Origin of the sequence: Candidatus Dedyshia acidiphila, assembly GCF_051025295.1 — a bacterium.
GTDB lineage: Bacteria > Acidobacteriota > Terriglobia > Terriglobales > Acidobacteriaceae > KBS-83.
On the sequence record NZ_JBMGJV010000024.1, the window covers coordinates 46648 to 67694 of the forward strand.

The window sequence follows — 21047 nt, forward strand, 5'->3', positions numbered from 1 at the left end:
GCGTCAGGACGGAAGCATAGACGAGTTTGGGAGCGCCGGGTCTACTGCGCGAATCAGTGTTGCTTGTGGCCGGAGCCGGTAGGCGTTAGCCGCCGATGTGGACCATCGACCGGCTGGGCTTGAGGAAGCCGGGCTCGCCGATGTGGTGGCGGGCCTCCTTGCGGGAGATGATCTGCTCGATGGTGCGGGCCAGATCTTCGTCCGTGCCGCCGCGGTGGAGCACGCCGTAGAGATCGTGATCGGCCTGCGAGAAGAGGCAGGTGCGGATCTTGCCGTCAGACGTGAGGCGGACGCGGCTGCACGCGCCGCAGAAGGCGCGCGAGACAGGCGCGATGATGCCGACCTCGCCGATGCCGTCGTCGAAGGTGAAGCGCTGCGCTGTTTCGCCGGGCGTGGTGCCGGGCAAGGGCACCAGCGGACGCACGCTCGCGATGCGGGCGCGCAGCTCGTCGTAGCCGATGACCGTGTCGGGCGACCAGATGCGGTCCTCCTCAAGCGGCATGAATTCGATGAAGCGGAGGATGACGCCCTCGGCACGCGCGAAGTGAACGAAGGGCTCGATCTGCTCGTCGTTGAAGCCGCGCAGGAGCACGCAGTTCACCTTGACGGGACCGAGGCCGGCGCGCGCTGCGGCGCGAATGCCGGCGAGCACACGGTCGTAGCTGCCGGGGACGCGGGTGATGCGCGCGAAGACGTCGGGATCGACCGCGTCCATGGAGACGGTGACGCGGGTGAGGCCGGCATCGCGCAGTGCCTCGGCCTGGTCGGCGAGCAGGTGGCCGTTGGTGGTCACGGCGATGTCGAGCGCGCGGCCCTCGCCCGTGGCGAGCATGCTGCCGTCGGGTGAGAAGGTGGTGCGCAGCGCGGCGACGTCGCGGACGAGGCTCGTGAGGTTGCGGCGGAGCAGCGGCTCACCGCCAGTGAGCCGCACCTTCTCAATGCCGAGCGAGACGAAGACCCGAATGAGGCGGAGGTAGGCATCGAGCGGGAGCTCGCTGTACTGCGCGCCGTCCGTGCCGGTGCGGCAGTAGATACAGCGGTAGTTGCAGCGATCGGTGACGGAGACGCGCAGATCCGTGATGGCGCGGCCGTGCGAGTCGGTCAGACGCCGGCGGCCGGGCAGAAAGGCAGGCGCGGCGGTCGGGATGGACTGGGTAGACACTGATCTCGTTCGATGCGCGGGCCTAGGGAGGCTGCTCGGAACCTGGCCGGGCCGCACTCTCCATTGTATGCAAATGGCCGGCGGGTGGCCGGGTTGGCTAGAGAGTTGTGACGGTGGCGGGGGCGGGCCGGCACAGCCGGCGCAGCAACAGGGTGATGGCGACCACGCCGAGCGGCGGCAGCATGCACAGCAGCAGGCCATGCTGGTAGCTGCCGGTGAGGTCGCGCAGGCGGCCCATCACGAAGGGGCCGACAAAGGCGCCGGTCATGCCCAGGCTGTTGATGGTTGCGATGCCCGCGGCGGCGGCCCGGCCATGGAGGAAGAGCGGCGGAACGGTCCACAGCACCGCGAGCGAGGACGTGAAGGCGATGATGACCAGGTAGAAGGCCGGCACGCCGATCCACGGATTGCGGGTGAGTCCGCTGAGCAGAAACCCGAGCGCGATGATGAGGTAGGGAACGGCAATGTGGAAGAAGCGCTCGCCGGTGCGGTCGGAACTGCGGGAGACCAGGATCATGCCACCGGCACCGATCAGGTTGGCGCCGGAGATGAGGAAGCCGACGCCGGTCGGCGCGAGATGCGTGAGCTCATGCAGGATCGCCGGGGCAGAGAGGTTGAAGCTGTACAGGCCGACCATGCTGCAGAAGTACAGGGTGGCCATCAGCCAGAAGCGCGGCTCGCGCACGAGGGTGTGCCAGGAGTCGTCGTGCGTGGCGACGAGGGCGACCTGCTCCTGCTGCACGCGCGTAAGCAGCCATTCCCGCTCCGGCGGCGTGAGCCACTTCGCATCGGCGGGACCGTCGGGCAGGCGCAGCAGAAAGACGAGACCCATGACAACAGCGGGCAGGCCCTCGACCAGGAAGAGCCATTGCCAGCCGGCGAGCCCGAGGCGTCCCTGTAGATGCAGCAGTGCGCCGGCAACTGCGCCCATGAGGACACTGCTGAGCGGGAGCGCGACATAGAAGCGACTGATGGAGCGGGCGCGCTGCGCGGCTGGAAACCACTGCGTGAGGTAGAAGATAAGCCCCGGGAAGAAGCCGGCCTCGGCCACGCCGAGCACGAAGCGCATGGCATAGAACTGGACCGGGGTGCGGACCAGCAGCATGGCCATGGCCAGCACACCCCACGTGAACAGGATGCGGGAGAGCCAGCGGCGCGCGCCGAAGCGGACCAGCAGCAGGTTCGAAGGCAGTTCGAAGATGGCGTAACCAACGAAGAACAGCCCTGCCCCAAAGCCATAGATGGAAGCGCTGAAGTGCAGGTCCTGATTCATTTGCAACGCGGCGTAGCTGACGTTGGCGCGATCCATGTAGGCGACGCCATAGGCCAGCGCGAGCAGCGGCAGCAGGTGCAGGCTGGCTTTGCGGATGGCGCGCTGGCCGAGCGCGGTGTCATCCTCATGACCAGCCACTGCAGAGACGAGCGTCGGATCGAGAGCGGACATGGATGGCTCGCTTCCGGAGGAGATGGCAGAGCCATCCTAGCCTGTCGTGCCGCCGCGAGGTTCCTGTCCTGACGGAACAAAGGTGGGTCGCGAGCCGAACCTGTCGCACCACCTGGAAGAGAGAGGTTTGCGATGAAACCTGCCGCATGGCTGCTGCTCCCCGGAACGTTGTTCGTGTGCGGGCTGTGGGGTACGGCCTCGATACCTCGAGTGCGCGCCGATGAGCAGATCGCACCCATCAACTACGACAAGGATGGACGGGCCGTACTTCCGCCCGACTACCGTGAGTGGGTGTTTCTCAGCTCCGGCATCGACATGGCGTACGGGCCGAAGGCGTCGATGAACATGGGTCACTCGATGTTCGACAACGTATTCGTCAATCCGGAGGCATACCGCAGCTTCCTCGCAACCGGGCACTGGCCTGCGCAGACGGCCTTCGTTCTCGAGATCCGCAAGGGAGAGACGAACGCATCGATCAACCACGGTGGTCAGTCGCAGGGCGCAGAGGTCCTGGGGACGGAGCTGCATGTACGCGATATGAAGCGCTTTCCGGTGGGCGACGGCTGGAGGTTCTACGACGTGGGCGATGACGGCAAAGGCCGGCTGCTGCCGACGTCGGCGACCTGCTACTCCTGCCACCAGCAGCACGGCGCGGTCGACACGAGCTTTGTGCAGTTCTACCCGACGTTGCTGACGGTAGCGAAGGCCAAAGGCACGCTCAGCGCGTCTTACCTGCACGACCTTGCCACGGCGGGGCGCGGGAAGTGAGTCGCTCGCCTGGCGTCAGTCTTCAGCGGGTCTCAAGCCCAACCACGGAGAACAGATCAAACGGATTTTGGTGCAGCGGCACGAAGGCTTCGGCGCGCGTGTAGCCGCTCTCGAGGCCGCGGAATTTTGCTACGGCGTCCTGCAGAGGGTAGTAGTGATCGGGCGACTGGCTGGCGTGCGCGTAGCAGGCGGCGCGCTTCTGCGCTTCTGTCGCATCGATGCTTACGTATCGAGTGGGTGAAAACTGCTGGGTGTCTTCGCCGTCCGAGACCTCGTAGTAGTAGAGCGCGAAGGTGCGACCGGACTGCTGCCATGCGTCGTACGTGAGATTCGCAATGGCGCGGTGATCGCGGTGATTATCGATTGGCCAGTGGGTGAAGACGGCATCGGGCTTCTCTGTCGCGAGCAGCTTCTGGAAAGCGTTGTAGTGCGCCTCGTCGACGATGGCGTGGCCGTTGATCTGGCCGGCGTAGGCGGGGTGAGCCTTAAGGATGCTGCAGGCCTTCGCAGCTTCAGCGATGCGCACGGGGGACGGCGTGGGCGGCCACGCTCCGTCATTTAGATAGAAGAGCACGACCTCATGACCGAGTGCGGTGAGCCGCGCGATGGTGCCGCCGCAGCCGTACTCGGGATCGCCAGGGTGGCCGCCGGTGACGACAATCTTGCGAGGGCGCGCGGGGTTGCGCGCATTGTCGAGCGCGGGTGCGGCGGCCTGCGGAAATACGTGAGGCGCAAGAACGCTGGCAGTGAGCAGCGCAGGCGCGTGTCTTGTGGCCGCGAGCAGCACCTCGCGCCGGTTCACACTGAGCTCCGTCGAGCGACATGACTCGGGCAGGGGTGGATGCGGTGGTCACGCATGATCTGCGAGTGTGCCTGCGCAATGCGATTCTCGCAATCCAAGGCGGGGCCTGGTGCATCTCGTAAGCTAGAGATATGGCCAAGAAGATCGAGATGGAGGAGCGAGCGGCGGCGCGACGGCACAGCGCGACACGCTTCGACGTGCTGGTGATCGGCGCAGGGCCGACCGGGCTGGCGTGCGCCATCGAGACGCAGAAGCGCGGCATGCGCTCGGTGCTGGTGGACAAGGGCTGCCTGTGCAACTCGATCTTTCACTACCCGGCGAACATGACGTTCTTCACCACGCCGGAGCTGCTTGAGATCGGCGATATTCCGTTCTCCAGCCCCAATCAGAAGCCGACGCGCGACGAGGCGCTCGAGTACTACCGCAAGGTCACGGACCACTACCAGCTCGACGTGCGGCAGTATGAGCGAGTGCTGCGGGTGGACGGAGCGGACGGTGCGTTCGAGGTGCGGGTGGCGGATCGCTTTGGCCGCGAGCAGACATACATCACGCGCAAGATTGTGGTGGCGACCGGCTACTACGACCTGCCGAACTATCTCGACATCCCGGGCGAGACGCTGCCCAAGGTGCGGCACTACTACGACGATCCGCACCCGTTTTACGACATGGATGTGGTGGTGATCGGGGGCAAGAATTCGGCGGCCATTGCGGCGCTCGACCTGTGGCGGCACGGAGCGCGCGTGACGCTGGTGCACCGCGGGCCGAAGATGCACCACCATGTGAAGTACTGGATTCTGCCGGACATCGAGAACCGCATCAAGGCAGGCGAGGTGGAGGCGTACTTCAACAGCGATGTTGCGGCGATTCACGAAGACACGGTCGAGGTGCGGACGCCGGATGGTCCGCGTGTGCTGCGCAATGACTTCGTCTTCGCGTTGACCGGGTATCGCCCGGACTTCGCGTTTCTGGAGTCGCTGGGCATTGCAATCGACGGGAAGGATCGTTGCCCGGCGTGCGATCCGGCGAGCCTGGAGAGCAATGTGCCGGGGATTTACCTGGCCGGCGTGATTGTCGCCGGGTCCCGCACGAATGAGATCTTCATCGAGAACGGGCGCTTTCACGGGCGGCAAATCGCCACGGATATCGCGGCCAGGCAGGACGTTGCAGTGGTGGAGCCGTCGCTGCGTTAGGCAAACGTTAGGCGAAAGTTCCGCTTCCGCTGGGGCCACGGGGCAGAGTAGGCTCTTGCTAAGGCCAAGTCACCTTGAGGATTTCATCGAGCGTGCGACCATTCGCGCTCTGATCCGTCTCAAACAGGGGGAAGTGACGGCCCCGCTGCCAGCAAAGGACTGAACGGAATGCCCTGGTACCGGTACCGCACGATACGCAGTCGACTGACGATCGGCTTTGTCGTGCTGGAGCTGCTGTTCACATTCTGCTTTGCTGCCCTCATCCTGCGAACTGAGCTGGGCGAGATTCATACACGCGCGAACCGCCGGCTGGATCAGCAGGTCTCGCTGCTCTCGGCGATCGCCACCGACGCCATCGCTGACAATCAGCCGCACCAACTGCAAGCATTGATGGAGGCGATGAGCCGGAGCACGGCAGTGTCGTTTCTGCGCTTCACAGACCCGGCAGGACGATCGCTGGTCGAGCCGAGCGAGTCGGTTCGTGCGACGCAGCTCAACCCGATCGAGCAGGAGATGCTGAACCGCGCGCCGCTGCGTGCGCAGGTCTTTCGCAATGTCGGGGGCGATCGTGAGGCCATCGGACCGGTGCGCAATGGCAGCACACTGCTTGGTTATGCGTGGGTGGCGGAGAACCGGCACCCGGAGCAGCAGGAGATTCGCGACCTGCTGCGAGTCGCGATCCTGGCTGCGCTGCTGGGGGCGGTCGGATGCCTGTTCGTGTCAGCGTGGCTGGCGCGATCAATCACGCGGCCGCTGCACCTGGTGATGGATGCGACGCGCCGGCTGATCCGCGATCCGGAGACCAAGCAGGGCTTTCCGCTCGAGGTGTCCGAGACGAACGAGGCGGGCGAACTGGCAGAGGCGTTCAACCTGCTGGTGCTTTCGATGGAGGAGCAGCGCAGCGGACTGAATGACACGCTGGCACTGCTCGACTCGATGCTGGCGCACGCGCCGATCGGGTTTGCATTTCTGGACCGGCAGCGGCGGTTCATCCGGGTGAACCAATTCCTTTCGTCCGGGCTGGGTGTGCCGTTGACGCGCTTTCTGGGCAGCATGCCGGATGACCTCTTCGATCCTCCCGAAGCCGAGCGCCTGCACGGTCAGCTGGCCCGCGTCTTCGATGGCGCCTATGCGGAGCCGCTGGAGCTACAAGTGGAGGACGGCGACGGCAAGCCGCGCAGCTGGGTCGTGAGCATGTACCCGGTGAAGAGTGGACAGCAGGAGATCCGCTGGGCGGGCGCGGTGCTGATCGACACGACGGAGCGCCGCCGCTCCGAGGATGCGCTGCGCCGCACGGAGAAGCTGGCCGCGGCCGGGCAGCTCGCTGCGTCCATCGCGCACGAGATCAACAACCCGCTTGAGGCAGTGACGAACCTGCTGTTCCTGCTGAAGGCACAGCCGGACCTGAACGAAGATGCAGAGCGGTTCACGGACATGGCACAGCACGAGCTGGCGCGTGTGTCAGAAATCACGCAGCAGACACTGCGATTTTATCGGCCGTCCACCCTGCCGGCGCAGGCGAATCTGGGCGAACTGCTCGATTCGATCCTGACGCTGCACAGCGGCCGTGTTCACACGCTGCGCGTGACGGTGGAGCGGCGCTACGGCAAGAACATCGAGATCCACTGCCTGGCCGGGGCCCTGCGCCAGGTGTTCGCAAACCTGGTGACGAATGCGCTGGACGCGCTGGGCAGCAGCGGCGGACGGCTGCTGGTGCGAGCGCGGCGCTCGCACGCGTGGCAGGACGGCCGCTCCGGTGTGCGCGTGGTTGTCGCGGATACCGGGTGCGGCATGCCGGAAGCGGTGCAGCGCCGGATCTTCGAGCCGTTCTTCACGACCAAGATGGCGACCGGCACGGGGCTGGGCCTCTGGGTCACGCAGGACATCATGAACAAGCACCATGGCCTCATCCGGGCGCGCAGCCGCTCAGCGACTCCTGTGGTCGATGGCGTGGGGACCGCGCGGACCGGCACAGTGTTCATGCTGTTCTTCCCCGACGATGGCGTCGAGCCTGTTGCGGCACATGAGACGGCAAAGCCAGTCGAGGCCGCAGCCGTCTCCTGACGCCGGGCTGAACGAACAACGAAATCTTCTAGTGAGAGATTGCCGCGGGCAGTGGCTGCGCCGCGGCGTGCGCGTTGACGCGGATGGGGCTGAGCACGCGATAGCGCACACGCACACCGCCGATGGTGGCGGGCGCAGAGCGCGGCCTGCGCGTGCGATCGACGAAGACCATGAGGGCGGCCTCCTGCGGATGGTCGAGGCTCTGCGACACGCCGATGCCGAAGTAGGCGGGATCGCTGAGCACCTCGGCGGTGTGCTGCTGCGCGACGGCGCGGGCCGCGTCGAGCACTGTAGCCGAGAGGTGAATGCCGGTGGTGGCGGTCGCGTTTGCAGCCACGGTGTTGCTGGCGAGATCGTGCGCGGTGGTCGCGATCACCCGGGTCGGGAGTCCACCGAGGGTCTGCGGAACTGTGACGTCGTTGGCGTGGTCGCGATCGACATAGACGAGCACTGCAGGCTGTCCGGGCTGATCAAGGCTGACGCCTGCCGCGAGACCGAGGATGCCCTTGCCTGGATCAACGAGCCGGGCGGATTCGCGGGCGACGACGGCCTGCGCGGCACCGAGTGCGATCTCTGCGACGGCGCTGCTGCTGCGGGCCGTGTTGCTGTCGAAGTCGAGGCAGGTGACGGGATGTGGCGCGCCACCGACGACGGAGAAGCTGGTGCCAGCCGGCGCACTGCTGTACTGCGCAAGCTCCGTGAGCACATCCCCGATGGGGTTCGCGAAGCTCTCGCCGGGTGAGGTGCTGGTGCCGCTCGAGGCTGCGTAGAACAGCCCGACGGGCTGCGCGTTTGACGTATCGACGACGAGCGCTCCGGAGTCGCCGGAATCGGAGAACGAGTTGCCGGGAATGCCGATCTGGTTGATGAAGGTCTTCGCTGTGTAGAACTGCGTCTCTGCGGCGTCCTTGTAATAGGACACCTTGACGGCGGCGTTGATCACGTCGACGGTCGAGCAGGTCAGCCCGGTGGTGCGGCCGCTCTTCGCCACGCGCAGGTTGTTGAGATTGGCCGCGGTGAGCGCCTCTCCGGTGCCGCCGGCGGGCGCGGCGGCGCCGATCGCATTCGTACCGCTCCCGGGTGCGCCGAGCGAGAGGATCGCGCCTGTGCTGTCAACGGAGGCCGCGCTGGTGTTCGCGAGTGCGGCGTCGATGTTGACAGAGTTGTTGAGCAGCGGCGCCCAGTACTGGAGCGTGCCGATGCTGCGCATGCCGGTGCTGCCGGTGGTGAGCTGGGTGCAACCGGTATCGACGAGGCCGGGTTGGATGATGCTGTTGCCGGCGCCGGCCTGGTCAGACTCCGCGAGCACGTGATTGTTGCTGAGGATGTAGAGATTGCTGGCCTGGTCCGCGACGAGCGCGCCAAGTGTGCCGCTGGCGCAGTCGAGGATGTTGCCCGAGGCATCGACGTCCACATCGTTATTGTTGCCGCCGGAGGAGCCCATCTGGACGGCCGAGGTCTGCGCTGCCTGGTTCGAGAGTGGGGAGCTGTTGAGGCCGGCACTGTTCAGCAGTAGCCTGCTGCTGGTGACGGTGCCGGGGTTTGACTGCACGGTGCCCAGGATGTAGACGGGCTGTGCCGGCACAGCGGATGGAGCCGTGTAGGTAACCGTGCAGCTCGTGTAACTGGGGTTTGCGGAGCGGGGGCTGCTGCGCTGGCAGTGCGTGCTGCTGAGCGTGCCGGCGGTGGAGCCCGGGCTGGCCGCGCTGGTCGGCGATGTAGAGAGGCTCCACTGGACGGTGCCGCCGCCGACTTCGCTGATCGACGCGGTCAGGGGCAGCGTCGCTCCGGGCGAGAGCGCGGCGTTCTCAGGCGTGACCGGCTGGATGAAGCTGGGGGTGACGGTGATGACGGCGCTGGCGCTCTGGAAGGTGTTGCTGGTGAGGTTGGCCTGCACCTTCACCTGCACGGAGTCCTGCGATAACGCGCTGGGCGGCAGGTAGAGACCGCTGCTGTCGATGGAGCCTTCGCCGAAGTTGGTGTCGTTCTGGCCGGCCACGATCACCCAGTGGACGTTGGTTGCGGGCGTTCCGTCAGGCAGTGTGGCGCTGAACTGAAGCTGGCCGCTGGTGCTGATGCTGCTCGTGCCGGGTGTGATCGAGAAGGTGCCGGCCGAGGGGTTTGCGCTGTATCCAGATCCGCCGCAGCCCGCAATCGCGAGCGCCAGTGGAAGCAGCGTTGCGAGCAGACGCGTGCGGCCATGGGCGGGCTGCGCCGGCGCAGCGGGCATGGGGGGTACCGTGATGGAGTCTGAGCGGAGCATCGGCAACCGTGACTGCGTCTCCTGCTGATTGTACGTTTCGACGATGGACGGCCGCTGCGCACGAAGGTTGCAGTGGGCGGCGTTCGCAAACGCACGGCTGCTGCCAGCCTTAGTGACGCAGACGGGGCAGGGAAGTTGTGCGGCGGAGTGTGAAGATTCGTCGGGAGTGTCAGGACAGGATGCGGCGCAGGAAGCTGCGCATGCCGATCCAGCCCAGGATGCCAAAGGAGACGAGCAGGGCAAAGACGATGGCGAGCGGGTGCATGTGCGGCACGCCTGGGGTGAGCGCGGCGCGCAGCCCCTCGCTCATGTAGACGATGGGATTCACCAGCACCGCGATCTGCAGCCAGCGGATCTGCTGGAGGAACGCCCATGGGTAGTAGACGCAGCCGAGAAAGGTGATCGGGACGACCACGATCGAGAAGATGAGGCCGATCTGCTTGGGCGGCACGCTGGCGCCGATGGCAAGGCCGAGCGCGCCGGCGACCAGGCTGGCCAGCACCAGCACGACGATGAGCAGCGGCCAGCTGGCGACATGCACCGCTACAGGTGTGGCCGGAATGTAAATGGCGAGGGGCATCACGAGCAGTGCGGCAAAGATGCTCTGCAATGCGGAGAAGCAGACCTTCTCAAACGCTACGAAGCCGACCGGCAGGGGACACATGACGCGGTCGTCAATCTCGCGCGTGATGCCGAACTCAGCCGACAGCGGCAGCGCGACGGCGGCGATGCCGGTGAACATGATGGCGACGGCCATCAGGCCGGGGAGCAGAACGGTTCCGAAGTTGACGCCGGAGGCGGTCATTGCGGCATTCGACTGCATGGGGTTGGCGCCGCGCGCGCCCATGTGCGGGATGACGTAGGTGAAGACAAAGAGGAACAGCAGCGGTTGCATGATGACGCGCACCGCGAAGGCGAAGAGCTCACGCCGCAGCACGCGGAAGTCGCGCAGCATGAGGCCGGCGAAGGCGGAGAGCATGGAGGCCGAGCGCGCAGGTGGGCCGGCCGGCGGCGCAGTCGAGAGCAGAGGGGCGGAGGCGGAGCTACTCACGGAGGTCTCTCCCGGTCATGCGGATGAAGACGGTTTCGAGGCTGGGCTCTGTCATGGTGAGGTCGCGCAGGCCGGCGGTGGACGCAGTCTCGACGATGCGGGGTAGCAGCCCATCGATGGCGCGTGCAAAGACGCGAAGGCCGGTGGGCGTGACCTCAGCCGCGGTGACCTGAGGCAGCGAGCGAAAGGTGCCGGCGAGCGTCTCAAGCTGGTCGAGGGAGCGCAGCTTGAGATCGAATGCCGTCTCGCCGCCGCCCGACGCCTTGATGGCCGCGGGCGTATCCAGCGCGAGGATGCGGCCATGATCGATGATGGCGAGCCGGTCGCAGAGGGTGTCCGCCTCTTCCATGTAGTGCGTGGTCAGCACGACGGTGATACCTTCCTGGCGCAGCGCGGTGACGGCGTCCCACATGGCGATGCGGCTCTGCGGGTCGAGGCCGGCGCTGGGCTCATCGAGGAAGAGCACGCGCGGTCGATGCGCGATGGCGCGCGCGATCTGCACCCGCTGCTGCAGTCCACCGGAGAGCTGGCTCGGCATGGCCTTGCCACGTTCGCCGAGGTGGAACTGCTCGAGCAGTGACTGCGCGCGTGACGAGGAGTCGGCGGAGGTGAAGCCGAAGTAGCGGCAGTGGAAGTAGATGTTCTCGAAGATGGTGAGCGAGCGATCAAGGGTGTTGTATTGCGGCACGACCCCGATCAGCCGGCGTGCGGCGGAGGGGTGGCGCACCACGTCGACACCGGCGATGGCGACGGTGCCCGAGGTGGGCAGCGCGCGGGTGGTGGAGATGCTGATGGTGGTGGTCTTGCCGGCACCATTGGGCCCGAGCAGGCCGAAGATCTCGCCCTCGTTGACGGCCAGCGAGATGCCATCGAGCGCGGTGACGCGCTGCTTGCCGGTGTAGATCTTGCTGAGGCGATCGAGGCTGACGATCAAGCGCGGGTGGGCTCCGGGGAGAGCCGGATGCGGGCGCGGCTCGCGCTCAGTCTACATGGGCAGTTTTGGCGTGATGACAAAGCTCCAGCCGCGGGGAATACGGCCGGAGCACTTGTCAAACAGCGGTCACTGCGAAGAGCGGATGCCGAACGAGAGGCGTCGGCGAGAGAAGCGCACCGGCTGGTGCAAAGGTTTCCGGTCTGGTTGCCGGATGGACAGCCGGTGCAAGCGGAGCAGGTTTGTTTAGGCAGCGACCGTCTTGCGGCGTGCGGCGCGGCGTGCCTCGTCGGTGGACGGCATCATCGCAACCCCGGCTGTGAGTTCTGCAGCGCGCAACTGACGCAGCTCACGACGGTTCAGAGGCTTCATCGTCTCCCGGGAGTAGAACACCTGATTGCTGCACTCCATGCACACCTTGTAGGTGTGGCCAGCGATGGTGAACGGGCGAGAGAGATTGCTGTGGCGGCAGCCGAAGATAGCCTCAAAGATGGACTGCAGAAACTCCAGTATCCAATTCATGTCATGCTCCTCACGGTTAAGAGCGGCTTCAGGAACACGTGAACCCCGGAACTGAAGGTCCAAGTGCACTCATCAGATGCCGAAGGTGAGAAGGAGTCTCCCAGTTTCCCGGAAATATTTTCCGGTTGAACTGAAATGGCACCCCTAAACTCCACTGCTGGCGATCCGCTGACTCGTACCTTAGCAAGGACGAGCCAGCGGTAGAAGTAGATTTCTTGCCTGCTGCTTACGGGTGAGATGTAGTCACCCGGGAGTTGGTGCTCGCGGGAATGGTTACTACGGGGTCTTCACGGAGATCACAATCTTGCCAAAGTGGGAGCCATCTTGCATCGTGGTGAACGCCTCACGCGCTTCGCCGTAGGAGAAGACGCGGTCGACCACGGGCTGGATCCCCAGGCTTTCGATGGCCCGGTTCATGGCTGCGAACTGAGCCCGGGAGCCGACGAAGACGCCATGTACCTTGAGCAATTTCTGTAGGATAGGGGTGATCTGCAGGTCCTTCTCCCGGCCACCGAGGATGCCGATCTGGGCGATCGTGCCGCCCACCCCCGCTGCCGCCAGGGATTGCTGGAAGGTGCCGGCGCCGCCGACCTCGACCACCAGATCCACGCCGCGTCCGGCAGTCTGGTGCTGGGCCCACTTGGCCCATTCCGGGTTGGCGCGGTAGTTGAGTCCGGCATCTAGCCCTAACTTCGTGGCACGCTTCAGCTTTTCATCGCTCGACGAGGTGCCGAGGACCTGGGCCCCGAGCGCCTTGGCGAACTGCAGGGCGAAGATGGAGACCCCGCCGGTCCCCTGGATCAGGACGGTATCGCCGGGGGCCAGCCGGGCGGCATCGGTGAGGGCGTTCCATGCGGTCAGCCCCGCGCAGGGCAGCGTGGCGGCCTGTTCGAAGCTGAGCCGGCTGGGAAACGGGAGCACGCCATCCTCCCGGAGCACGACCTGCTGGGCGAGCATGCCGTTGATGTCGCCGCCAAGGGCGCCCTTGTGTTTCTCCGGCGTGGGCTGGCCGTCCTGCCAGTTCTGGAAAAAGAGGCCGGTGACCCGATCGCCGACCGCGACTCGCGTTACCCCCTCGCCAATAGCGGCGATGGTTCCCGAGCCGTCGGAGCACGGGATCCGGTTGGGCTCGAGCTTTGGGTTGTAGTGGCCGAGGACCATCAACAGGTCGCGATAGTTGAGCGAGACAGCGTGCACATCGACGAGCACCTCACCCGGGCCGGGCTGCGGGGTGGGAACTTCGTCGAGCGAGAGCTGATCGATGCCGAAGGAAGGGATGCGCCAGGCTTTCATGGCTCTATTAGAGCGCGAGCGCAGGCGAAGATGCATGAGTCGACTGGCGGTTTGTCTTCGTCGCCGGTCCAGCCGGGCAAACCCGGGGTGGAGGAGGCCTCGTATATTGGTGCTTCGGCCAGGAGGTCGGGTTTGCGGATCAGGATCGTGGCGGCGGTGTGTGCAGGGCTGGCGGCGAGTACGATGGCGCAGACGCCGGGCGCGGTGAAACCGGCGGAGAGCAAGGCGTGGATTGCAGCGAGCGACGCGTACACCCAACAGGTGCTTGCGGTCGAGCTGCGGCATTCGCCGGAGCAGGGCTCGCAGCAAGGGCTGGCGCAGTTCGACAGGGAGTCGAGCCGCCCGACGCTGGCAGATGAGCAGGCAGAGCGTGCAGAATTGCACGCGGTTTCGGCCAAACTGAAGGCTGCTGCGGCGACCGAGCCTGATAAGCGCGTCCGCGAAGACCTGGCGATCGTGCAGAAGGCGCTGGACCTGCGCTTCCGCACCGAGGCTTACCAGGAGGCGCACCAAGTGCCGTTCATCAACGCGCATGAGTTGGTGTTCGGCGGGCTGAGAACGCTGCTCGACGACCAGGTGGCAGCGGAGCGGCGTCCAGCGGCGCTGGTGCGGCTGCGCAAGTATGCGGGGCTCGAGAGCGGCTATCAGCCGATCACCGACATCCTGAAGCAGCGCGTCGTCGAACAGATGCAGAAGCCGGGCGTGATCTACCCGTCGCGCGGCGAGATGGAGACAGAGCTCGGCCGCAACGAGAGCTACATCGAGGGCATGGCCGCGCTATTCACGAAATACAAGCTGACGGGATGGGAAGAGCCTTACAGCAAGCTGAAAGACGAGCTGACGGCGTACGACGCTTGGACCCGGGCGACCGTGCTGCCCAAGGCGCGCACGGATTTCCGCCAGCCTGCAGAGGAATATGCGCTGGGACTGGAGGGGTATGGTGTCGACCTGCCGCCGGCGCAGCTCGCGGCCATGGCGCACCAGGCCTTCTCGGAATACCAGGGCCAAATGGCACCGCTGGCGGCACAAATCGCCAAACAGCATGGCTGGGCATCGAGCGATTATCGCGATGTGATCCGGGAGCTGAAGAAGCAACAGATCACGGGCGACGCCATCCTGCCGTTCTATGAAGCGCGGCTGAAGGCGATCGAGGACATTATCCGCCGCGAGCGGCTGGTGACGTTGCCAACGCGCCCGGCGATCATCCGGCTGGCCACACCGGCCGAGACGGCACAGCAGCCGGCGCCACACATGGTGCCGCCGCCATTTCTCGAAAACACCGGACAGCGCGGCCAGTTCGTGCTGCCGCTGAATATCCCGGGTTCGAACGGTGCCGCCGCGGACAAGTACGACGACTTCACATTCGACGCAGTGGCGTGGACGCTGACGGCACACGAGGCGCGGCCGGGGCACGAGCTGCAGTTCGACTCGATGGTGGAGCAGGGTGTGAGCAAGGCACGCGCGCTGTATGCGTTCAACTCGACGAACGCGGAGGGCTGGGGGCTGTACTCAGAGTGGATCATGGAGCCGTACGAGCCGGCCGAGGGCAAGCTGCTGACGCTGCAGTTGCGGCTGCTGCGTGCGGCGCGCGCCTTCACCGATCCTGAGCTGCAGAGCGGCAAGATGACCGAAGCCGATGCGTACCGCGTGCTGGAGCAGGATGTGGTGCTGAGCCACGCCTTTGCCAAGGAAGAGGTGGAGCGGTTCACCTACCGCTCGCCGGGGCAGGCGAACAGCTACTTCTACGGTTACACGAAGCTGTTGCAGTTACGGAAAGAGACACAGGCCGCGCTGGGCCCGAAGTTCGATGCGCTGAAGTTTCACGACTTCCTGCTGGCGCAGGGGCTGTTGCCGCCGGATCTGCTGCGCCAGGCGGTGGTTGAAGACTTCATTCCGAGTCAGAGGTGATTATGTCGAAGGGCTGGGAGTCGAAGGCGGTTGAGGAGCAGCAGGCAGAGCGCGAGCGGCCGGTGGACAATCGGCCGCGCATCGACGGCGACAAGGAACGCACGCGGCAGCGGCTGGAGCTGGAACGCGAACAGATCCTGTCCGCGCGCACGGCGAATCCGCATCGCCGCGCTGCGCTTGAAGCTGCGCTGGCACAGGTGGAGTCTGCGCTGGCGGCGCTGGACGCGCCGGTAGCTCCGAAGGCGAACTAGCGCCGGATGCTGGCGACCACTGCGCCGCCTGAAGCGATGAACTGCCGCGCGTGTTCGAGTTCCGGGAGTCCGGAGTCGGCGGTGCGCCAGGCATCGAGCAGCTTCGCGTATTCCGTGCGCGCGATCTCGACATGGCCCGCGGTCTCGCTGGCGCGTGCCATGCCGTAGAGCGCGAATCCGGAGTTGGGGCGAGCCTCGAGCGCCAGTGCATATGCAGCGTGCGCGCCTGTTGCATCACCCGCATCGAGCAGAGCCAGACCTTCGGCCTCGGCAACCGGGCGAATGGAGCGGGGCGGCTCCGCATAGCCGAGCGCCTTCTCCTCATGCGCGGCCTGCTTGTACAGCGACTTTGCTTCTTCGAGTTTGTGCTGGTGCGCCGCGATGGCGGCACGCAGCTCCAGCGATAGCGTCGAGAGATTGCTGAGCAGTGGGGGCGCGAGCGCGTCCGGCATGACCTGCGCCATCGCGGGTGCGGCAGGAGACGGCTTCTTCCGCGGAGGAGCGTCGTGCACCTGCTGCGACAAGCGCCAGAGCTGCGCATCCAGCCGCTGCGAGGCAGCCTGCGCGGAGGAGACATCGCCATTGTCCACGGCCACCATGCCGGTGGCGAACTCACGCAACTGGCCTGCAAGCAAGTTCAGGTTCTCAAGCTTCGCGTCCGGGTGTGTGGCATCGACCAGGCGGAGCACGGCGGGCCAGTCGCCGGTGCGCAGCGCGACCGGCAGCAGCGGATCGAGGCGCGACATGCTGTCGCGCGGTGACTGCGTGTAGAGTGTCGGCGCAAAGCGACCGCGAGCCGCCGGCAGCTTCGCAGAGAGCGCATTGGCCTGCTGCAGCTTGCCTTCTTCGAGCAGGTTCGCGATCGAGTACATCAGGTTGTGGACGTAGTTCCAGTCGTCGTCAACCGCGACGTGCTGCTCGCGCTGATAGCGCTCCTCGACCTCGGTGGAGGCGAAGAACCAATGCTCGGCCTGCGCGTAGTCGCCGTTGCGATAGAAGATGTGGCCGGGCATGTGAACCATGTGGCCCGAGGCGGGCGCGAGCGAAGCAAGCAGAGTGGCGCTCTGCAACGCCTGCTCGGGATGAGGACTCGCCTCGACGGCGTGAATCCAATAATGATTGGCTGCCGAGTCATTCGGATTCGTGTGCAGCACCTGCTGGATGAGCGCGATCTGTTCCTGCTGGCCCTTCTTCGGCTGCCCGTCGTCGTCATAACCATCGCGGAGGATGCCGGCCAGGAAGAGCTTTGCCTGCACGTCGTCCGGATACTGCTTCACGATGTCGCGCCAGATCGCCTCGGTCTTCGTCGTGTCGGGATCGTCGCCCGGCTTGGCAGCGACGTCTGCTGCATCGTTCGCGGCGAGCGCATCGAGGTAGAGCTGCTCGTGCCGGCTCACTTTGCTGCGCAACGCCACTGCGGCGTTGAGCGCCTGCTGTGTGGAGAGGCTGGTCTCGCCGCTGCGGAACATCAGCGCCTGGTAGAGGCCCCACTGGCACATCGCGCACTTCGGGTCGACGCGGATGCCCTGTTCGAACGCGCGCGCCGACTCGTAATCCCAGAAGTCGTGGAGCAGGTTCAGGCCCTGGTCGAACCACTGTTGCGCCTCGGGCGTCGCCGTGATCGCAAGATGGCTGTTGCCGATGCCGATCATGCGCACGGGAACGGGCAGATCGGAGGGCGCGGGCAGTGCGACCATCTCCATACCGTTATGACAGCTTGGAGCAGAAGCCTGTGCGCGTGCAAAATACGTGCCAGACGTTGTGGCGAGTAGCAGGAGCGAGGCGAGAACGAGACGACGCATGACGAGATCACTCGGGAGGGCAGGATGCCGTGGGAGGCCGGGCTTGAGTATAGACGGCGGCTTACGCGCCGCCGAAGAAGCGCTTTGCGTCGCAGGAGAGAAACCCGGGCCCGAGCAGCAGGATTGCGACCAGGCCAAGCAGCATGCAGAGGTCGGTGCGCGTCTCGTGCATGGCAGCCCAGAAGCCCTGGTTGTGGAGCAGGGGAATCTTCGTCGTGGCGATCGCGACCGAGATATCGATGAGCAGTGGGATGGTGGCGGGCCGGGTGAGCAGGCCGACGATCAGGAGCAGCCCGCAGGCGATCTCGACGCCGCCGACAAAGGGCGCCGTGAAGTGCGGCCACGGGATGCCGATCCTGGCGAAGCGGCCCACGCCGAGTGCGGCGGGGAAGAGGAACTTCTGGATGCCTTCCACGAGGAAGATCCAGCCCACCATGAGGCGCAGCACGAGCCGGCCCCAGGCGTCGCTATCGAGTGCGGAGTCGTAACTCGTCATTATGCAAACCTACAGGCACGAACGCCGGCACCATGCTAGACGAGAATGCTGATTCGCGCGCAGGCAGGGACCGCCTATTTAGGCGGTGTGCGATGGAAGAGCAGCGAGTTGGCCTGGGCGAGAGGGGTGAGCAGGATCTCCGAGATGTTGACGTGCGGCGGCCGCGTGACGGCGTAGACGATGGCATCGGCAACGTCTTCCGGGGTGAGCGGAGTGATGTTCTCGTAGACCTTGGCGGCGCGTTCTTTGTCACCGCGGAAGCGCACTTCGCTGAACTCGGTCTCGACCATGCCGGGGTCGATGGTGGTGACGCGCAGCGGCGTGCCGAGCAGGTCTTCACGCAGGCCTTCGGTGATCGAGCGTTCGGCAGCCTTGGTGGCGCAGTACACGGCGCCGCTCGGATACGTAACACGTCCGGCGGTGGAGCCGAGGTTTACGATGTGGCCGCGGCCTCGCGCGACCATGCCGGGCACCACGGCGCGCGTGACATAGAGCAGCCCCTTCACGTTGGTGTCGATCATCTCTTCCCAGTCCTGGCGCTTGCCTTCGTAGAGCTTGTCGAGGCCGCGGCTCAGGCCGGCGTTGTTGATGAGGATGTCGATCTCCTGCCACTGTGCTGGCAGAGCGCCGATGGTGCGGTCCACTGCCTCGGCGTCGGTGACATCGAGCTGCACGGTGTAGACGCCGGCTGCGCCGTTGAGCGAGGTGGCTTCAGCGTTCAGCCGATCGAGGCGGCGAGCGGCGAGCAGCAGGCGTGCGCCCTCGGCAGCGAAGACGCGCGCTGTGGCGAGTCCGATGCCGGCGCTGGCCCCGGTGATCAGAACGGTGCGGTTGGCAAGGATGGAGTTCGAGAGCGGCATGGCTTCGATTATGACCTCTTGCCGTTAGCAGCGTTTGTTGAGGCCGCAGCCGCGGGTTCGCCGTCCTGCGGATGCAGTGGCGCGTCCTGCTGGGCCATGCGGTATTGACCGACGGCCCAGTCCGCTTCGGCGAAGCCGGACTCCTCTGCGCGATGAAGGACGCCGGCAAAATAGTCGGCCAGCGGGATGCGGATGCCGGCTTCCTCTGCGGCTTCGCGCACCAGGCGCGTGTCCTTGATGCCGAGCCGCACGGTGGCGCCGGGCGTCTCCGGCGGTTCCAAGATGGTGTGGCCGTAAGCCTCGTACAGCGGCGACTGAAAGAGCGCGCTGTTGATGGCCTGGTGGAAGAGCGACGGGGCGATGCCCTGGGCTTCGGCGTAGACGAAGGCTTCGGAGAGCGTCTGGATCATCGCGGTGATCATCAGGTTGCCGCCGAGCTTGAGTGCGTGCGCCTGCCACGGCTCAGCGCCAACCACACTGATGCCGCGGCTGATGCCGGCGAGCAACGGCTGCACCTGCTCGAGGGCATCAGGTGCGCCGGCGGTGACGATCCACAGTTTGCCCTGCTCCGCCACGCGAGGTCGACCGAAGACGGGCGCAGCGACGTGGCGCTGGCCGCGCTCTTCATGCGAAGCGGTAGTGCGCCGCGCGAGCGCGGTGCTGATAGTGGACAGGGTGACGTGAATGGCGCCGGGCTTCATCGCGTCGATGAAGCCGCGGCTGCCGGCGTGTTCGTCGCCGAAGAGGACGGCCTCGTTTGCCTTGTCGTCGCTCAGGATGGTGAAGACGATGTCCGCGTCGCGCACTGCGTCTTCGGGGCTGCTGGCGCTGTTCTGACTGAGCGCTTCGGTCTTGGCGCGGTCACGATTCCAGAGGCGGACAGAGTGGCACTGATGCAGCAGTAAGCGGGCGAGCGGCGTGCCCATCTGGCCGAGGCCAAGAAATGCAAGTTGCGGAGTGGTCACCGGGACTCCTTCGAGGAGGGCTACTCCGATGAGATGAAGTGGAGTGCCGGAACGATACAGGCTGCCGGTGAAGGCAGCCTGCATCGAAAACGCGCTTGTCTGTCTACTACTGTGGCTCGGGCGGGTTGCTGACGCCGCTGGAATTGCCGGCGGCAGGCTGAGAGGGCATGGGCATGGGCGCGGCCGTTGGCTGGTTGCCCGAAGGAGCCGCCGCGGGCTGGTTGGCAGCGGTCTGGGCGGGAGTCGTCTGGTTCGGTATGCCGATGGACGGGCCGGAGACGACCAGCTCCACGCGACGGTTCTGCTGGCGACCGGCGGCGGTGCTGTTGTCGGCGACCGGGTCAGCCTCTCCGTAACCGATGGCGCTTACGTTTTGCGCAGACACGCCCTGCTGCTCGAGGAAGGTCTGCACGGTGCTCGCGCGCTCGTTCGAGAGCTTCTGGTTGAACTCCTGGCTGCCCGTCGTGTCGGTGTAGCCCTCGACCTGCACCTTCAGATCGGGGTGCGCTTCGAAGATGCCCGCGACGCGCGCCAGCTTGAGCTGCGCATCCTGTTTCAGGTTGTAGCGGCCGGTGGCAAAGAGCACGTCCGACAGATTGACGACGAGACCGCGCGGCGTCTCCTGCGTCTGCAGGATGGAGTTGAGCTGCTGGCGAATCTGCTCACGCAACTGCTCTGTCTGCCGGCGAGCATCGGTCGCCTGCTGCTCGGCAGATTGCTGCGCGGCACGGGCACGTTCCGCGTTGGCCTCTGCCTCGGCACGCTGCGCGGCCTGTTGCTGGGCCTGGAGCTGTGCCTGCTGCTGCGCAAGTTGCGCCTGTTGCTCGGCCTGGTGCGCCTTTTCTGCATCCTGCTTCGCCGCTTCCTGACGAGCCTGCTGCTCGGCCTGTTCGGCGGCACGCTGCTCTGCCTGGATCTTGCGCAAGGTCACCAGGCGCGCATCCTCGGCGGTCTGGACGGCGGCACGAGCGTACGTCACTTCCTGCTTGCGATCGTGCTTGTGACGGTCGAGGTCCTGCGCGTTGGAGAGCTCCTGACGCGCGCGCGCGAGGATGTCGGGCGCGTTCTTATCCGCGCCGGCGGCCTGCGCAATCTGCACGGCGTTGATCGCCTCGTAGAGATCCAGCGGCGAGCGATCGTTGCGAGTGATGATGTCGGCCGGGTTCCGCTCCGCGGTGCTCTTGGTGTAGAGACCGCGCGGCAGCAGCGAGGCATGCGCATTGATCGGCGAGATGACGCCCTCGGTCTTGTCGTGCAGCACCTTGTTCTGCATGA

18 protein-coding genes are annotated in these 21047 nt (G+C 65.7%); 5 read left to right on the forward strand and 13 right to left on the reverse strand.

Annotated features, from left to right (window positions below):
- Positions 1–85: 85 nt before the first annotated feature.
- Together moaA and AC5IJH_RS11335 are read right to left on the reverse strand one after the other, a co-directional pair.
- Entirely contained in the window at positions 86–1162 is a 1077-nt protein-coding gene (gene moaA, locus AC5IJH_RS11330; RefSeq protein WP_491902927.1) for a GTP 3',8-cyclase MoaA, read from the reverse strand.
- Positions 1163–1259: 97 nt separating this feature from the next.
- A complete protein-coding gene (locus AC5IJH_RS11335) occupies positions 1260–2606 on the reverse strand; it encodes an MFS transporter (protein ID WP_491902928.1) in 1347 nt (448 codons plus the stop codon).
- Between the two features lie 132 nt (positions 2607–2738).
- Here AC5IJH_RS11335 and AC5IJH_RS11340 point away from each other — a divergent pair, with 132 nt between their 5' ends.
- The gene (locus AC5IJH_RS11340; RefSeq protein ID WP_491902929.1) at positions 2739–3374 is read left to right on the forward strand and encodes a cytochrome P460 family protein; all 636 of its coding nucleotides are present in this window, start codon (positions 2739–2741) and stop codon (positions 3372–3374) included.
- Between the two features lie 22 nt (positions 3375–3396).
- Here the strand turns inward: AC5IJH_RS11340 and AC5IJH_RS11345 are convergent, their stop codons facing one another.
- A complete protein-coding gene (locus tag AC5IJH_RS11345) occupies positions 3397–4176 on the reverse strand; it encodes a PIG-L deacetylase family protein (protein ID WP_491902930.1) in 780 nt (259 codons plus the stop codon).
- Between the two features lie 131 nt (positions 4177–4307).
- Here AC5IJH_RS11345 and AC5IJH_RS11350 point away from each other — a divergent pair, with 131 nt between their 5' ends.
- On the forward strand, positions 4308–5366 hold the full coding sequence (locus AC5IJH_RS11350) for a YpdA family putative bacillithiol disulfide reductase (RefSeq protein ID WP_491902931.1): 1059 nt from the start codon (positions 4308–4310) through the stop codon (positions 5364–5366).
- 168 nt (positions 5367–5534) lie between these two features.
- Positions 5535–7430 carry a sensor histidine kinase gene (locus AC5IJH_RS11355; RefSeq protein WP_491902932.1) on the forward strand — a complete coding sequence of 632 codons (1896 nt, stop codon included), beginning with the start codon at positions 5535–5537 and terminating at the stop codon, positions 7428–7430.
- A 28-nt stretch (positions 7431–7458) separates the two neighbouring features.
- On the opposite strand, the gene AC5IJH_RS11360 is transcribed toward AC5IJH_RS11355, so the two are convergent.
- The 5 genes from AC5IJH_RS11360 to AC5IJH_RS11380 all read right to left on the reverse strand — a co-directional run bounded on the left by AC5IJH_RS11360 (position 7459) and on the right by AC5IJH_RS11380 (position 13490).
- Positions 7459–9660: a chymotrypsin family serine protease gene (locus AC5IJH_RS11360; RefSeq protein ID WP_491902933.1), complete on the reverse strand. Its 2202-nt coding sequence runs from the start codon at positions 9658–9660 to the stop codon at positions 7459–7461.
- 202 nt (positions 9661–9862) lie between these two features.
- Positions 9863–10744 carry an ABC transporter permease gene (locus AC5IJH_RS11365; RefSeq protein WP_491902934.1) on the reverse strand — a complete coding sequence of 294 codons (882 nt, stop codon included), beginning with the start codon at positions 10742–10744 and terminating at the stop codon, positions 9863–9865.
- Entirely contained in the window at positions 10737–11678 is a 942-nt protein-coding gene (locus tag AC5IJH_RS11370; RefSeq protein WP_491902935.1) for an ATP-binding cassette domain-containing protein, read from the reverse strand. The genes AC5IJH_RS11365 and AC5IJH_RS11370 overlap by 8 nt, the downstream gene beginning before the upstream one ends.
- Before the next feature lie 243 nt (positions 11679–11921).
- Positions 11922–12197 (reverse strand): hypothetical protein, encoded by a 276-nt coding sequence (locus AC5IJH_RS11375; protein WP_491902936.1) that lies wholly within the window; start codon positions 12195–12197, stop codon positions 11922–11924.
- 276 nt (positions 12198–12473) lie between these two features.
- Positions 12474–13490, reverse strand: coding sequence for a zinc-dependent alcohol dehydrogenase family protein (locus tag AC5IJH_RS11380; RefSeq protein WP_491902937.1), 1017 nt, complete (start codon positions 13488–13490; stop codon positions 12474–12476).
- A 132-nt stretch (positions 13491–13622) separates the two neighbouring features.
- Between AC5IJH_RS11380 and AC5IJH_RS11385 the strand changes: the two genes are divergently transcribed.
- Together AC5IJH_RS11385 and AC5IJH_RS11390 are read left to right on the forward strand one after the other, a co-directional pair.
- Positions 13623–15398 carry a DUF885 domain-containing protein gene (locus AC5IJH_RS11385; protein ID WP_491902938.1) on the forward strand — a complete coding sequence of 592 codons (1776 nt, stop codon included), beginning with the start codon at positions 13623–13625 and terminating at the stop codon, positions 15396–15398.
- Positions 15399–15400: 2 nt separating this feature from the next.
- Positions 15401–15649, forward strand: a complete 249-nt coding sequence (locus AC5IJH_RS11390; RefSeq protein ID WP_491902939.1) for a hypothetical protein — start codon at positions 15401–15403, stop codon at positions 15647–15649.
- On the opposite strand, the gene AC5IJH_RS11395 is transcribed toward AC5IJH_RS11390, so the two are convergent.
- From AC5IJH_RS11395 to AC5IJH_RS11415, 5 genes are all read right to left on the reverse strand, one after another.
- Positions 15646–17352 (reverse strand): tetratricopeptide repeat protein, encoded by a 1707-nt coding sequence (locus AC5IJH_RS11395; RefSeq protein ID WP_491902940.1) that lies wholly within the window; start codon positions 17350–17352, stop codon positions 15646–15648. The two genes, AC5IJH_RS11390 and AC5IJH_RS11395, sit on opposite strands and share 4 nt — an antisense overlap.
- A gap of 160 nt (positions 17353–17512) precedes the next feature.
- The gene (locus AC5IJH_RS11400) at positions 17513–17947 is read right to left on the reverse strand and encodes a DoxX family protein (RefSeq protein WP_491902941.1); all 435 of its coding nucleotides are present in this window, start codon (positions 17945–17947) and stop codon (positions 17513–17515) included.
- Between the two features lie 74 nt (positions 17948–18021).
- Entirely contained in the window at positions 18022–18807 is a 786-nt protein-coding gene (locus AC5IJH_RS11405) for an SDR family NAD(P)-dependent oxidoreductase (RefSeq protein ID WP_491902942.1), read from the reverse strand.
- A gap of 8 nt (positions 18808–18815) precedes the next feature.
- Entirely contained in the window at positions 18816–19772 is a 957-nt protein-coding gene (locus AC5IJH_RS11410) for an NAD(P)-dependent oxidoreductase (RefSeq protein ID WP_491902943.1), read from the reverse strand.
- Positions 19773–19878: 106 nt separating this feature from the next.
- Positions 19879–21047: OmpA family protein (locus AC5IJH_RS11415; RefSeq protein WP_491902944.1), on the reverse strand; the 1169-nt coding region annotated here is incomplete at its 5' end.